This window comes from Vibrio sp. 10N.286.48.C11 (assembly GCF_041469805.1).
Taxonomy (GTDB): Bacteria; Pseudomonadota; Gammaproteobacteria; order Enterobacterales; family Vibrionaceae; genus Vibrio; species Vibrio crassostreae_C.
This window is the reverse complement of the sequence record NZ_JBFRLK010000037.1, coordinates 118,566-133,188: the sequence shown is the minus strand read 5'-3', so window position 1 is coordinate 133,188 and position 14,623 is coordinate 118,566. Positions and strand designations below refer to the sequence as shown.

Below are 14,623 nucleotides of genomic sequence, written 5' to 3'. Positions count from 1 at the left end.
TTAAGTGAACGGCATTAGAGGAATGTCCTCGGTTTTTTTGTTTCTGTCTTAGTCGGATTTCTTAAAAGACTAAGTATCAAAAGGCTAAGTGCTCGTTAAGAGCTAGCTTGGCTTTAAGTATTAGTACTTGAAGCGAGCAGTGAACATAAGTTGGTCACCGTAGAAGTCGTTAATACGAGCTTCAGCGCCTAGAGAGAAAAGCTCTGTAGAGTGGAAACGCGCGTAAACAGAACCTGTCCAATCATCGTTGTCATCGATAGAAACGTAACCACCTTTACCACCAACTTCTAGTTGTGGACCAAGCCATTGGCGAACACCAATGTTGATTTCCATACCGATATCAGTAGAGCTTGAGTTCTCAGGTTGAACGATACGAGCTAGCATTTCACCTGTTAGGTCTGCCCAGTTGTTTAATGGAGCGTGGAAACCAAGACCTACAGCTGAGTCGTAATCGCTTTCAAATTCTGAATCGATACGTGCTATAGCGTGAGCGTTCGGGTGAATGGACTTACTGAACGCACCACCAAATGTTACTGGGCTAGCACCGATACGTGCTTCAAAGTAATCATAGTTAAAGTTGCTCATTACCTGTGGTTGTTCATCAACAGCTAGTGCTTGACCAGAAGCCAATAGCATAGCGGTAGTAAGTAGAATTTTGCGCATAACGACCGTAAACCTATATTAGTGTTAATTCCTTTGGTTTGAGACAAATCGGCAAACCATAAACATTGAGACAGTTTAATCTAACTCACGGAAAAGTAATCCTTTAAAATGTAAAACCTTACTCATTTAGTTAAAAAACAAGCAAATTAAGGATCAGTATGTAACGGAGATCTCATGTTTATGGCGAATGAGAAAAATAGACGAGCGAATTATCCAAAATTTGTATACATTTGGAAGGTTTTTATATCGGATGACGCTATTCTCAGTATCCATTAACCAATCAGTGCTATTCACCAAAACTGGTGCGTTTATCCGCCATTGAAGTCAGTATGCGCTCGGTATCTAAGATGGAAGTCCAGTTTAGCAATTGCTTGTCGTTGGCAATGACATAGTCAGTCAATTGTTGAGTAATCGTGTCTCTCAGTTGATCGCCTTGCCAAGGTTTTGAAATATAGAAATCAAGTGCAGCGTTGTTAATGGCCGTGACGGTATCTTCCAGCCCTGCTTGCCCTGTGAGCAGCAGCTTACGTGTTGGTTTAGTAGCGTCGTGTTGATTGAGTTCGATCAGAAAATCGATGCCGGTCTTTTCTGGCATGATGTGGTCGCACAAGATTAACGCGAGCTTAATACCATCTTGTCCCATTTCTTTGATTACTTGCTTGGCTTCACCGACCGACTCTGCACCTTCAACCAGAAAGTTCTCTTCAAATATCGCCAAGTCCTGAAGGACACTATTGAGAACTTCAGGTTCATCATCGACACATAAAATTAGGTACTTATTCATGAGGTGCTCCTTCTTGTTTGAATGGAAGCCACACTTGCATGTTTGTATGGCTGCCTACCTCTGACTCCACCAAAATAAACCCTTGATGAGCCGAAACGATTTGTTGAGAAATGGATAACCCAATCCCTAAACCAAAGTTGCCTTCTTTTTTAGTCGTGAAATTTGGGTTGAAAATGGTGTTGATGTCTTTTTTGGCAATGCCGTGGCCAGTATCGGAGATTTGCACCACAAGAAACGCGTCGTCGCCTTTTGTCTGTTGAGAAGTGGTGATGGTCACTTTTCCTCGTTCAGATAGGGCATCGAGCGCATTGGAGATAAGGTTGGTCCACACTTGTTGCAGCGAGAGCGACTGGCACAATAAAGGCGGTAAGTCGGTATCGTAATGCTTTTCGAGTTGGTGGTGTTTAAGCCTGTTTTCGAAGATCACTAAGGTATCTTCAAGCCCTTCGTGGATATCTGTGTAGTGGCGAACTTCTTCATCTTCTCTAGCATAGCTTTTTAAGCTTTTGACCATATCGGCAATACGCTTGCTGCACACTTGAATTGAGCGGATAGAGTTTCCAACATAATGGTAATGCTCTAAGTCATTGAGCAGCTCTTTGCCTGCGACAGGGGACGCCTTTAATGTGTTTAGAACCGTAGAGTCTTGGCTTAGGTTTAGTCTCACGGCTTTTTTTGCTAAAGCACGGTCATTAATCGTCGACGTAAGATGCTTTACGAGCTGTCTTTCTTGGGCTGTTGATAGTGGCTTAGCTAACTTTGAATGTGCCAGTACGTCAGTCCCTTTATTGGACTCTGGAACGGATAGGTTTGCCAATATTTGGTCGAGATGGTCTGACAGAGTTTCGATGCTTCTTAATATGGCAGCAATCGGGTTATTCAGCTCATGTGCGACTCCCGCGACTAGCTGCCCGAGCATCGCCATTTTCTCTTTCTCGATCAGTTGTTGATGTGCAGACTCTAATGATTCTAGTGTCTGCTGCAGTTTGATCTTATTGGTGATGCTGCGTTGCAAACGTCGATTAAAATGACGGAGCAATAGATTGGTAAATAAAGGCAGCAGGGTATTGTTTGAATGCATCACCTGAGCAAAGCTATCTTTATCCAGTTTGATAACGCGAGTCTGCGTTAGGGTGATCGCCGTAGAAAACGAAGGCTCGCCTGTTACAAATGACATCCCGCCAACAATGTTCCCTTTGGAGTGACGTACCACTTCCCGCTGTTGCCCAAGTTCATCTTTCTTATAAAGAGCTGCTTCACCCTCAATGATCAGCCATAAAAAGCGATTGTCTTCGCCTTCCACAGTGAGTAGATGCTCGGGGGAATAGTCACGAATGGCCTTAGTTTTGTCATCTTTTGAAAACACATCTTGTAAGGCACTGACGACACGTTCTGCAAGGGCATTATCAGAAAGCTGGTGGTAGTCGTGAATGAAACCCGATTGGAAAGAGTGAATCTTTTGCTCAATGTGCGCTCTGAGTAAGCGTTGTTGATCCAATGCATCGCTGTAAGAGAGCAGGTTTTCTGAGTCGTATTGGATAACAAAAGAGGTCAGCTCTTTTTGCGCTGATTTGAACAGAACCTGATCTTGAACCGGTTTGGTTAAACAGTGGTTGAGCCTACCTTCATTCACAGCGGTTAAAATGGATTGAATGTCTGACGAAGCGCTGACTAATATCGTTCTTGCGGTATTACTATGGGGCAGCTGTTCAAGTTCAATCAGGAATTGCACGCCATTAAATTCAGAATGATGATGAGTGATCACCAAGGCAACGGTTTGGTTGTGATCATGAATATCTTCTAATGCGTGATGTGCGTCTTCTATGTTCTCGGCAGTATAAATATCGAATACAGAAGCCAACGGAGCCAGCTCCGAACGTATTCTTTCAATGCTAACCGGATTATTGTCCAAACAGATAACAGCGTATTGATTCACAGCTCAACCTTAATAGTAGCGACGTCTTTAGCCTAGCAAGAACCGCCGAATAAGGATGAGAGCTAGCCGTTAATTTATTGAGGCAATCGAAGTATCGAGCAATAGACTGATTTAACTCAATGTTTCTTGTTTGCTACTGATGGGTTAGACTAAAAAAAATAGACACGTGTAGAAAGAGAACTCATGGAACAGTTAAGAAAAATTGGTGCTATTGGCGGAGCAATCTCACTGGCACTTTGTTGGCCGCTAGCGGTTGGGCAAATTGGACAAAATGCGATTACCGATGGCGTTGCAAAGCTTAACAATTCAAGCATTCAAGCTGAGATCGTGGAATACGATAGAGGTTACTTGTCTTCCAACGTAACCACTCGTTTAACTGTGACGGATGAAAACCTGAAAGAGCAACTTGCGATTGATGGGTTGCCGAGTGAGTTTGTCATAAATAGTGCGGTTAGCCATGGTTTGGTGAGTCTAAATGCACTGTCGACGTTTGAGAATACCGATATTCTGCCTTTAACTCTGACCACTAGTACTGAGCTAAACGGCAACACTGACTTTAACTTTGAGTTAAGCCAGTTCAATCACCAAGGTTCTGATGAGAATGGGACTTCGGTCTCGATCACTAAATCGAATCTTTCTGGCCATGCGACTGTTTTAGGCCAAGTTGATTACGAGCTTTCAATCCCTTCAGTTCAAATTGATTTTGAAACCGGTGAAGAGGTAACGCTTTCTAATCTGAAAGGTGTGGGTTCAGGCCAACAAGCGAAAGGCTACTGGTTAGGTACTCAGAATTTTACTATCGATAGCTTCTTGGTTTCAGATTCTGCAATGCAGCCTTTCATGACCATTGAAAATTCTAAGTACGATTTTGAATCACATCTAGATGAAGCAACTAAGCGTCTGCGCAGCAACCTCAAGCTGGATATCGCAAACATCGAGACCATTGAAGGCCAGTTGAACAACCTAAACGTCGATTTTGAAATGTCGAAGTTGGATAGCGAGTCGTTTGAGAAAATCTTTGAGATTTACCAATCTAATCCTGTGATGACGCAAGAAGACGTTGCAGAGATCATTCCATTTATCGATATCCTGTTTGCTAAAGGTTTCGACCTTTCAATGAACAACATGTCGTTAGAGTTAGGTAAGGGACAGTTCGAATCTAAGTGGTTGGTGAGCGTGCCGGAAGGGACCGAAAACATCAGCAGCAACCCTTCGATGATCATGCCTGCATTAACGGGCAACGTTCACTCTAGCTTCTCAAATGAACTTGTTGAAGAGTATCCATTCATCCGTGAAGGTATCGATGAATTGCTTGTGATGGAAATGATCAAGGAAACAGACAGTGGTTATGAAATCAGCGCTGACTTAGAAAATGGAAACCTAGTGTTCGAAAATGGACAAGAAATTCCATTAATCGCTCTACTTATGCCGGTTTTGGTTCAATAAACAGAGCAGGCGTGAATACTGATAGGGTGATTTAGCAGGTTAAGCTTAAACATTTTATACGGTACAAAACAAAAGAGGTCTTAAGACCTCTTTTGTTGTTTTTATGTTGGGTAAAACATGGTATTACTTGCATAGTTATTATTTAGCAGGAGCAATCATCCCCATGGAACTTACATTAGATAACGTATTCAACTTCAGTGCTGGCCCAGCTGCACTGCCTAAACCGGTAATGAAACAAGCGCAAGCGGACTTTATTGATTGGAATGGTTTAGGGACTTCCGTGATGGAAATCAGCCATCGCAGCACGGAATTTATTCAAGTTGCTGACGAGTCCGAACAGGACCTACGTGATCTTCTGAACATCCCAGACAACTACAAAGTTCTTTTCTGTCAGGGGGGCGCTCGTGCTCAATTCGCTGCTGTTCCTCTAAACCTTTTAGGTGATGCGACGAAAGCGACTTACATTGATGCGGGTTACTGGGCAGAAAGTGCAGTGACTGAAGCGAGCAAATATTGCGAAATCGATGTATTCAACGCGAAGACGTCAATTGATGGTAAAGCAGCGGTTGTTCCAGCTAAAGATTGGAAAATTGACCCGGAAGCTGCGTATGTACATTTCTGTCCGAATGAAACCATCGATGGTATTGAAATCAGCGAGCTTCCTCAAACGGATAAGCCAATCGTAGCGGATATGTCATCTAACATTCTGTCTCGTAAGATTGATGTGTCTCAGTACGGTGTTATCTACGCGGGCGCGCAAAAGAATATCGGCCCTGCGGGTATCTGCATTGCAATCGTACGTGATGATCTACTCGAACTCGCAAACGACGTGTTGCCGAGTATTCTGAACTACAAAGTACTTGCTGAAAAAGACTCAATGTTCAACACACCACCAACCTACGCTTGGTACCTATCAGGCCTTGTGTTCAAGTGGCTGAAAGCTCAAGGTGGCGTTGAAGCGATGGAGTTGGTGAACAAAGAGAAAGCAGCGCTGCTTTACGATGCAATCGATAGCTCAGCTTTCTACAAAAACGATGTTCACACTGCAAACCGTTCTAGAATGAACGTGCCGTTCCAACTGGCGAAACCTGAGTTAGATGGCAAGTTCCTAGAATTGGCTGATGCTGCAGGTCTGAAATCACTGAAAGGCCATAGAGCAGTAGGTGGAATGAGAGCTTCACTTTACAACGCAATGTCTCTGGAAGGCGTTCAAGCGCTGGTTAGCTTCATGAAAGATTTCGAAGAGAAATACGCTTAATCGATGATAGGGCTTTGACTGATAAATTGCTTATTTGATTTTTACTGTGTCGAATGCACCGAACGAGATAGATGCCGCTTTTGCGGCATTTTTTTTGTCGTTAATAATAAAGGGTATGGTATGTTGATTTATTGTAAGAACAGTCATCCAGAGATATGACGGATGTATCAGAATGAGCAGACCTTTCTCTTAAAGCGAGAGTATCAACTGTTATTTAGGCACTTTTTACTATATAACGTGTCGCCCAAAGCTAGGTCTCTAATCATGAGCAGTGAGCGATAAGCCGCATCGCCCGGTTTATTGATGGGCGATTAAAATCCAACGTCTAATTTTTACCACAAGGAACCAAGTGTGAGGTTATTGAGTCTATTTGCGATGCTATTTCCGGCCGTTGCTTGTTCGTCCACACTTGAAATATGGGCTGGTATTAATTATGAAACGGCCGATTATGTAAAAGAACATATCGAAGCGATGACTGATCATCGTGTAGAAATTCGTTCGTTTGACGTCAACAGTATTCGTTCTGAACTGCTTGTTGCTGATCCTAGAGACAATACCTTTCCCGACGCCATCTGGGTTCCTTCTGACTTCTTAGGTCTAACTGAATATATCGATTTAGCGACGCTTCCTGATGCTTGGGTCGATACCCAACGCTATGAGAAAAAAGCGCTCGATGCAGTGGTCATCAACGGTGAGCTTAAGGCGTTACCGGTTGGTATTGGAAACCAAGTCGTTCTGTATTCGAGCAAGCCTCAAGCGCAAGTCGTGACATGGGAGAGCCTAATTGAACGCTCTGCTCAGTCCGATCAAGTGAGCGTGCTTTTTCCCAATCCAAACATGTACTTCTATCTAGCTTTCTATCAGCTTTTTTCTGAAGACTTATTATCGTCGAAGAATGTTAATGGTGAAGGGTTAGTTGCTATCTTTGATTTCATCGACATGTTGCAGCAGAAAAAAGTCATCGAATCATCGTGCAGCGATATTTGCGCGAGGCAGAGGTTCATCAATGGGGAAGTCGAGTTTTTGATTGACGGTGATTGGGCGTTCAGCGAACTCGATGCCGCCTTTGGTCGAGATTTGTACATCAATTCGTTGCCGACCTATCGTGGTGAAAGTATGTCTTCATTTAGTGGCGCAAAGGTTTTTGCTGTCACGGAAAAAGGCATGCAAAACCCAGATAAGAAATTGGCTTTGAAAGAAGTCGTTCAATACCTGCAATCAAACAGTTTCACCTCTTTAGCTCACTCGAGTGCCATGGTTTCGCCGTTTTATGAGGTTAATCAACGCCGTGTTGAGGAAGGTAACCAGACACTTTCAAATATGTACGATGAGTTTCAAGCATCGCAAATGATGTCGAGTGACTACAAGATGGCGATCGTTTGGGAGGCATCGGCTCGGGCGTATCAGCGTTACAAGTCAGGGATGCCAAAGAGTGAACTGCATAAATTTTACAATGATTTTGTTCAATATTACTCGGCGAATATGAGGGTAAGAGATTGAAGCTATCATTAAAATACACCATGGGCTTGGTGTTGCTGGCTTGCTCAATGCTTCCTGTTTACCTAGCGGGACAGTTGATTCTCAATAAACAAAACCAAAGTTCTTTAGAGCAAAAAGAAACCAAGCTGGACAACTCTACGAGCGGTATTCGTCAAACTGTACAAGAGCAAATTAAGCTGACGGCGAGCCTAACTCAATGGTATTCGCATGACCGATCATTGATTAAAGCGGGTGGTAATATCTTTTTCTCGAGTGTTGTTTGGGACAAGATGGATAGCTTCAATGCGCTAGCGGAGAGTGTGTCCGCGACTTATATTCTGGACCAAAACTGGAAGCCCATTTATGACAGCAAAGGCAGCTTGTACCATTTTGAGCAGAGCCAGTTATTAGAAAGCTTGAAGCGTCCTCAATCGGTTTATGGGCAAGGGAAATTGTTCCACACCGAGTTTACCGAAACTGAAGTGGCGGATAATGCCGCTGCAGGTATCGCTTTTGTCGCGCCGATTTTACCTTATCGTTTGGTAGAAGGTTCTACATACACGCCGCAGGGTTATCTTGTGGTTCTTATGGGGTATGACAGACTTAAGACTAAAGTGACGCCTTTCCTTTATCAAAATGAGTCGGTTGAGTTTAACTATATTGATTCAACGGATGCTCAATCTTCTGAACAAAGTGCGAACATTATCTCTATCGACAGCACATTCTTTACCGACAAATTGGTACTGAACGTCAAACATCATATTTCCGACAGTGAGCGTTTATTAGAGATGCAACAAGCTCAGGTGGTCTTTGTCAGAATATTGGTGGCGACGCTTGCCATCTCGATTGTGTTTGCTCTGTTCCTAAGCCGCTGGTTCTCAGGGCAGTTAAACTTGTTGGCTGAATCTGTTACGTCGTATTCGCATAACCAGTCACCGACTCATAGTGTGGATGAACATCGTTTTACAGAGTTCGTCACGCTGAGTCGTTTATTGGAAACCTTGTGGGGTCGCATACAATATCAAGTCCGTGAGCTTACCGAAAGTAACGATAAACTCGAAAGATTTAATGTTCAGCTAGAGGACTTAGTCGAAGAGAAAACCAGCAAGTTAACTAATTCGCTCGCGCGTGAAGAATCCCAGAAGCATCGTATTTTGAAGATCGTTCAGTTTGCATCATCAAGACACGCGGCTGAATATCGGTTGATTCCTCAAATGGTCGATCAAGAGTTAAAGACATTACTTGTTCAACATTCGATTCAGTTTCATTTTAACCGGACTGGCGAGGCTGACCTGATACTCTGTGACTCACAGGGGACGGCGATCGGGTATTTTTGTTCAAGTTCATTTGATGTCCTCAGTGAAGAAGATCTTCTGATTTTTGACATGTACCAAAAACAGTTAGCTGGTTGGCTAGAGCTCGAAAATATTACACGGATTAACATGCCGACTGGCTGTTTGAATCGTAAAGCTTTTAATGAAGATCTCGAATTCAGTAAACGCAGCATTAACGACAATCAAAATCAGATTTCTTTGATCATTATTGATATCAATGGCTTGAAAACGACCAATGATGTTCATGGGCATGAGATCGGGGATGAGCTGATACAGCGCTGCGTAGACGTAATCAGGCACGAATTGACACCTGCCAGTAATCTATACCGTTTGGGTGGAGATGAATTTGCGGTGCTTACCTTAACGTCTGGTGAGTCGAGTTCGCTCAATGTCGCAAAGATGACTGAGCAGTTGTACATTGCTCAGGAGCAACAGGCAATCGAGACTAAAGCGGGTATCTCTATTCCTGTCAGATTCTCGATTGGTGCAGCCTCTAGTGATTCAACAGACGTTGAGCAATTGTTCTCAGTCGCTGATGAGAATATGTATCAGCAAAAGCGTCTTTATTACCAAACGTTGTCTGTGGTTGGGAAGTAATAATGCCAATCACGCTGACAAATAGCGATCACGATTTTCGACGTCCATTAGAGCGGAACTGCTGCGGTGTGACGTTATAATATGTTTAAACGCTTATGGGAAATGCGCTTAGTCGGGCCAACCGTTGCTTAAACACAGACGATAAAAATGAAAAAGCCCACCAATGGAAGTTGATGGGCTTTGTGTTTGTATTTAGCTTACGTAACTCAGCTAGAGCCAGAAACTCTTCAGAGGCATCTCAGAGTCAAAGTGATGAGCAATTTGCGCTTGGAGTAGCTCAGCGGTCGCAATAGCGTCAGTTAATGCATGATGCGGCGTGTAGTCGGGCAGATGGTATCGACGACGACTCTGACCCAGTCTCACTGAAGCTGGCTTCTTACCTTTCAGCTTGTTCCACAAGCCGCCAGCCAGTTTATTTTGGATCTGAGATTCAATCTCCAGCGTGTCGAGGACTGGGAACTCAATGCCTTCACCGAGTCGCACTTTCAATGCATTGTCCAAAAAGTCACGTTCGATACGACGATAGTGAACCACAGGGATATGTCCCGCCATTGATTCTAAGATCTCGCCCAACACTTCGCTAAGGTCTGGCGCATCAATGATGTCATTGTGAGTGATGCCATGAATCACGACAGACTCTTCTTCAAGTTTCTGTTTTGGTCTTAGAGTCCAGTGTTTGGCTTGTCGCAAGTAGATGCGATTGAGCGTAAATGGCACTAAACCAATGGTAATGATGCCGTCTTTGTTTGGGTTTAACCCCGTTGTCTCAAAGTCGACAGCCAAAAACATCACTTCTGAAAGTGGCGTATCAGGCGCAGGAAGAGGCTGGCTATAAAAGTGCTTTAAGCGCTCGTCTCTCGCTCGTTCAAGCTTCTGAGCAAACTTAAATGGCCAATCGACCGCAGGTGATCTGAATATTTTGTTCATAGACCCTACTTAAACTTGTTGCTGGCTTGATAACGGAACTTAAGGAAGTTTTGCGCATTACTTAATATTTGGAATGCATCCTTTAGGTTACGTCGTTCGAAGTCAGACAGGTTCTCTGGCTCGATGTTGTTATCAGGCTCGATGTTGTTGTCGACATCGTGTGCTTGGTGGCGAATACGAACCAGAGAGATAAACTCCATCGCATCTTTCAAATCTTGAGCTCGGCCTTTTGGCAGAATACCGGCGTCAATAATGTCATCTAAGCGTTCGAACGAGTTCTTAGAGCGAGACGCTACCGCGAGCGAGTGAACACGAATCAAATCGGCGAGTGGCGCAGTACCACGACGCTTAAGGTTGATAGAGTTGTTGTGACGGCCATCTTTCTCCATCACGAAATCTTTGAAGAAGCCGAGCGGAGGTGTACGGTTGAGTGCGTTACGTGCAAGGCACGCCAAGAAGCGATTGTTCTTACGTGCGCGTCGAACAATAAAGCTGTTCAATTGCTCGGCCCATTTCAGACGACCATAAACGCCATCTAAGTCGAAGAAGATTGAAGCATTTAACAGTGCTTTCGGGTTTGGATCATCAATCCAATCGGCAAAGCACTCTTCCCATTGTCGACGAGTCATACGCCACGTTGGGTTAGTCGCCATGATATCGCCAGTACAATACACATAGCCACACTGATCTAAGCCATCACAAATAAAGGTCGACAGCTCCTCAAAGTATTTACCGTGCTTTTTCTCGTCGTAGGTATCATCAAGAATGATTGCGTTATCTTGGTCGGTAACCAGCAGCTGCTCATCACGCCCCATAGAGCCCAGTGCGAGGAAACAGTAAGGAATAGGCGACTTGCCCAATTTCTCTTCGCCCAGTTCGATAATTCGCTGCTTAAAGCTACGACCAATTACCGACATTGCAGTACCCACCATGTGGGCGTTGGCATCTTCGTTAACTAAGCGCACAAAGCTGTCTTTTACTTGCTCGGAAAGCACCTTCAGATCTTCGATACTTTGTTGCTGGAAGATACTACTTACCAATAATAGCGAGTTTTGAGACTCATAACGAACAATATCGGTCGCTTCGATAATACCAATCGGCTTCTTATCTTTAAGCACTGGTAAATGATGCACGTTATAGCGAAGCATGGTCATCATAGCTTCGTATACGTAAGCATTGTGATCGAGAGAGATAACCTCAGGTGTCATTACGCTAGAGACTTCATCCGATGGGTCAAGCCCTTCAGCTAAAACGCGAGTACATAAATCTCGGTCGGTGATGATGCCAATCACGGGTGTTGAGTCATCTTCATCATCTTCAACGATTTCTGGATCAATGATCAGCAGGGAAGAGACATTGTCTTCGGCCATCATCGTCGCGGCTTGTTGTATCGTACGAGTCTTCTCGATCATCGGCGCTTCGCTAGTCAGTAGCGTTTTTACCTTGGATGTCGTGAGATCGTTGGCATCGTTATTACTTGAGTTTGCTTGGCGAAGACGGGCGTTGTCTTCTACTTCTACGAAATCTGCAAAGGAGTCGTAGTTGTCGTAGAGCTCTTGGAAAATTGGCTCAGGAATGCAGTAGAGAAGAGTATCTTCGGTCGCTTTTACTGGGAAACGAACCTTGTTGTTGGTCAGTAGACCCATTTGCCCGAACAAGTGGCCTTCATCAAGGCGGTTATAGAGTTCGCCTTTACGACGGTAGACTTCGACTTCGCCACTTCGAACGATATATAAGTCATGAATTTGATCACCAAAGTGAATGATAGGGGTATCTTGGCGGTAATAAGAAATTTCCACGCTACTGGTCACTTTCGCCAACATCTCCTCAGGGAGTTCTGTGAAAGGGGGGTATTGTGCCAGAAAGTTTTGAATCTCTAATAACTCAGCATCCATAATGATCATCCATTGGTTTGTATGATTTCATGGTACAACATTTGATAATATTTTGCCGTCACAAATCAATCTGTGAGCTAAAACCTTTTTAAAGTCTTATGGATAGACTAACCTTTCAATTAATGGAGTGACAGTTTAAGGATGATAGGAATGTCGAAGTGGAAGCTTAGTTTTGTATCTGCGGTTTTTATGTTTTCTCCAAGTTTGTGGGCGGACACTAACGCGGTGGATATTTTAGATTACGACCATATTTATGCCACGGCGCATTCGGGCAGTTTAAATGAAGATGCAGGCAGTAATAATAACGCCTCGTCGTATGGATTAGGCGTCAGTTACGCGATGACGGATGATTGGTTGTTGCTGGGAGACTACAGCGCACGCTTTATTCACCCTGATGACACCACAACTCGAATTGATACGCTGATGCCAGGTGTTGGTTACCGTTACAGCATTAAGAAAGATTTAGATATAGTGGCTTACTACCTGCTTGGTATCACAAAAGGTAAGGTTGAAGATAATGACACCAACCGAACTGAATCTTCAGACACTGAGTTCATCCAAGGGGTAAAAGCTGAGCTTAACTATGGCTTTGCGAAACGTTGGATAGCTAACGGGAGTGTGCAAGTGAATCGAAGTGACCTGTTTGATGAAGAGGTCTATCACTTAGGTTTACGTTATCTAGTGACCAATAAGTTTGCGATTGGTGGGTCATATCAACATCGAGATGGTGAAGGTAAAATTCGTAGCGAGCGTACTCACGAGCTAGGAGTGGAATTTTTCCTAGAGTATTAGCCAGTAACGAAAAGGCTAAGTGCACTAATAGCTCTTATATACAAAGAGACAGACACAAAAAAGCCAGCTTAATTGCTGGCTTTTACACATCTATTGGTCTGCAAATACAGGTTTCGCTTTTCGATTAAAGAACCGCAGCGATACCTTTACATAGAGGACCCATGTTTGACTTAGTCATACCAGCAACACTGATACGGCCAGAACCAACAATGTAGATTGCGAATTCGTCTTTTAGGCGAGTTACTTGCTCTTTGCTTAGACCTGAGAACGAGAACATGCCGTTTTGACGTTCGATGAATGTGAAGTCTGCATCAACACCTTTTGATTTCAGTGTCGTTACGAATAGTTCACGCATCTCTTGGATACGGCCACGCATTTCTGCCACTTCTGCTTCCCATTCAGCACGTAGATCAGCATCACCAAGGATGTGAGTAACGACAGCACTGCCGTGGGCTGGTGGGTTAGAGTAGATAGAGCGGATAATGCTCTTAACTTGAGAGAATGCTGTCGTTGCTACGTCTGCTGATTCAGCAACCAGAGTGAATGCACCAACACGCTCGTTGTACAAGCCGAAGTTCTTAGAGAACGAGCTAGCAACAAGGATCTCTTTGTTGTATTGAGCAAAAATACGTAGACCAGCTGCATCTTCTTCAACGCCTTTTGCAAAACCTTGGTAAGCAAAATCGAATAAAGGAAGCAGTTTCTTCTCAGCAACCAGTTTAGCCAGCACTTCCCACTCGTCAGTTGTTGGGTCGATACCTGTTGGGTTGTGACAGCAGCCGTGAAGAAGAACGATATCGCCTTCAGAAGCTTTCTCTAGGTCTGCAACCATGCCTGCGAAGTCTTTGTCTTTTGTTTCAGCATTGTAGTAGCTGTATTGAGCTGTCTCGATACCCGCAGCTGCGAAAACGCCGTTGTGGTTAGCCCAAGTTGGGTTACTGATCCAGATTTTCACTTCGCCCAGTTGGCGCTTGATGAATTCACCCGCTACGCGAAGTGCACCTGTACCACCTGGAGCTTGTGCTGTTTTAGCGCGTTGAGATGCAACGATCTCTGCGTCTGAACCGAAAAGAAGTTTCTGAACCGCTAGACCGTATTCAGCTGTACCTTCAATCGTTAGGTAAGATTTGGTTTTTTCGTTTTCAAGAAGTGCAGCTTCTGCTTTCTTTACTGTTTTAAGTACTGGTGTTTGACCATCTTCATTTTTGTAGATGCCAACGCCAAGGTTGATTTTCTCTGCACGAGAGTCTTTTTTAAACTCTTCAGTAAGGCCGAGGATAGGATCGGCGGGAGCAGCTAACACTTTTTCAAACATAATCTTCATCCATGTCAATTGAGAGGGGATAGTATCTATGGGTAGTTATACCTGTATGGAATTTTTAAGACAATACGAAGTGAACAGAAAGACCAAAAAAAATCCATTTCAATCAGATTTATTGACTAAAGAGGATATTTGATAACAAAACACCCTACGGATTAACCTATAGGGTGCAAGAAGTTAGTGGATTTTGA

Annotated in this window: 11 protein-coding genes; 5 read left to right on the top strand and 6 right to left on the bottom strand. The window is 43.8% G+C overall.

What is annotated here, in order from left to right; all coding sequences use genetic code 11:
* Nucleotides 1–120: 120 nt before the first annotated feature.
* The 3 genes from AB4209_RS10625 to AB4209_RS10615 all read right to left on the bottom strand — a co-directional run bounded on the left by AB4209_RS10625 (nucleotide 121) and on the right by AB4209_RS10615 (nucleotide 3,383).
* Entirely contained in the window at nucleotides 121–663 is a 543-nt protein-coding gene (locus AB4209_RS10625) for a hypothetical protein (RefSeq protein WP_017065409.1), read from the bottom strand.
* A gap of 286 nt (nucleotides 664–949) precedes the next feature.
* The gene (locus AB4209_RS10620) at nucleotides 950–1,447 is read right to left on the bottom strand and encodes a response regulator (RefSeq protein WP_017068761.1); all 498 of its coding nucleotides are present in this window, start codon (nucleotides 1,445–1,447) and stop codon (nucleotides 950–952) included.
* Complete coding sequence (locus tag AB4209_RS10615; protein WP_372055827.1) at nucleotides 1,440–3,383, bottom strand: ATP-binding protein; 1,944 nt, start codon at nucleotides 3,381–3,383, stop codon at nucleotides 1,440–1,442. Before AB4209_RS10615 ends, AB4209_RS10620 begins: the two co-directional genes overlap by 8 nt.
* A gap of 183 nt (nucleotides 3,384–3,566) precedes the next feature.
* On the opposite strand from AB4209_RS10615, the gene AB4209_RS10610 reads away from it, so the two are divergent.
* The 4 genes from AB4209_RS10610 to AB4209_RS10595 all read left to right on the top strand — a co-directional run bounded on the left by AB4209_RS10610 (nucleotide 3,567) and on the right by AB4209_RS10595 (nucleotide 9,497).
* Nucleotides 3,567–4,829: a DUF945 family protein gene (locus AB4209_RS10610; RefSeq protein WP_372055825.1), complete on the top strand. Its 1,263-nt coding sequence runs from the start codon at nucleotides 3,567–3,569 to the stop codon at nucleotides 4,827–4,829.
* A gap of 163 nt (nucleotides 4,830–4,992) precedes the next feature.
* Entirely contained in the window at nucleotides 4,993–6,087 is a 1,095-nt protein-coding gene (gene serC, locus AB4209_RS10605) for a 3-phosphoserine/phosphohydroxythreonine transaminase (RefSeq protein WP_372055823.1), read from the top strand.
* A gap of 351 nt (nucleotides 6,088–6,438) precedes the next feature.
* Complete coding sequence (locus AB4209_RS10600) at nucleotides 6,439–7,587, top strand: extracellular solute-binding protein (protein ID WP_372055821.1); 1,149 nt, start codon at nucleotides 6,439–6,441, stop codon at nucleotides 7,585–7,587.
* A gap of 20 nt (nucleotides 7,588–7,607) precedes the next feature.
* Nucleotides 7,608–9,497 (top strand): GGDEF domain-containing protein, encoded by a 1,890-nt coding sequence (locus AB4209_RS10595; RefSeq protein WP_372055833.1) that lies wholly within the window; start codon nucleotides 7,608–7,610, stop codon nucleotides 9,495–9,497.
* A gap of 210 nt (nucleotides 9,498–9,707) precedes the next feature.
* Here AB4209_RS10595 and AB4209_RS10590 read toward each other — a convergent pair whose 3' ends face one another.
* Nucleotides 9,708–10,424, bottom strand: a complete 717-nt coding sequence (locus AB4209_RS10590) for a 3'-5' exonuclease (RefSeq protein ID WP_372055819.1) — start codon at nucleotides 10,422–10,424, stop codon at nucleotides 9,708–9,710.
* Between the two features lie 5 nt (nucleotides 10,425–10,429).
* The gene (locus AB4209_RS10585) at nucleotides 10,430–12,319 is read right to left on the bottom strand and encodes a DUF294 nucleotidyltransferase-like domain-containing protein (protein WP_017066062.1); all 1,890 of its coding nucleotides are present in this window, start codon (nucleotides 12,317–12,319) and stop codon (nucleotides 10,430–10,432) included.
* Nucleotides 12,320–12,469: 150 nt separating this feature from the next.
* On the opposite strand from AB4209_RS10585, the gene AB4209_RS10580 reads away from it, so the two are divergent.
* Nucleotides 12,470–13,111 carry an outer membrane beta-barrel protein gene (locus AB4209_RS10580; RefSeq protein WP_017068768.1) on the top strand — a complete coding sequence of 214 codons (642 nt, stop codon included), beginning with the start codon at nucleotides 12,470–12,472 and terminating at the stop codon, nucleotides 13,109–13,111.
* Between the two features lie 124 nt (nucleotides 13,112–13,235).
* On the opposite strand, the gene AB4209_RS10575 is transcribed toward AB4209_RS10580, so the two are convergent.
* Nucleotides 13,236–14,426, bottom strand: a complete 1,191-nt coding sequence (locus AB4209_RS10575; protein WP_372055817.1) for an amino acid aminotransferase — start codon at nucleotides 14,424–14,426, stop codon at nucleotides 13,236–13,238.
* Nucleotides 14,427–14,623 lie beyond the last annotated feature (197 nt).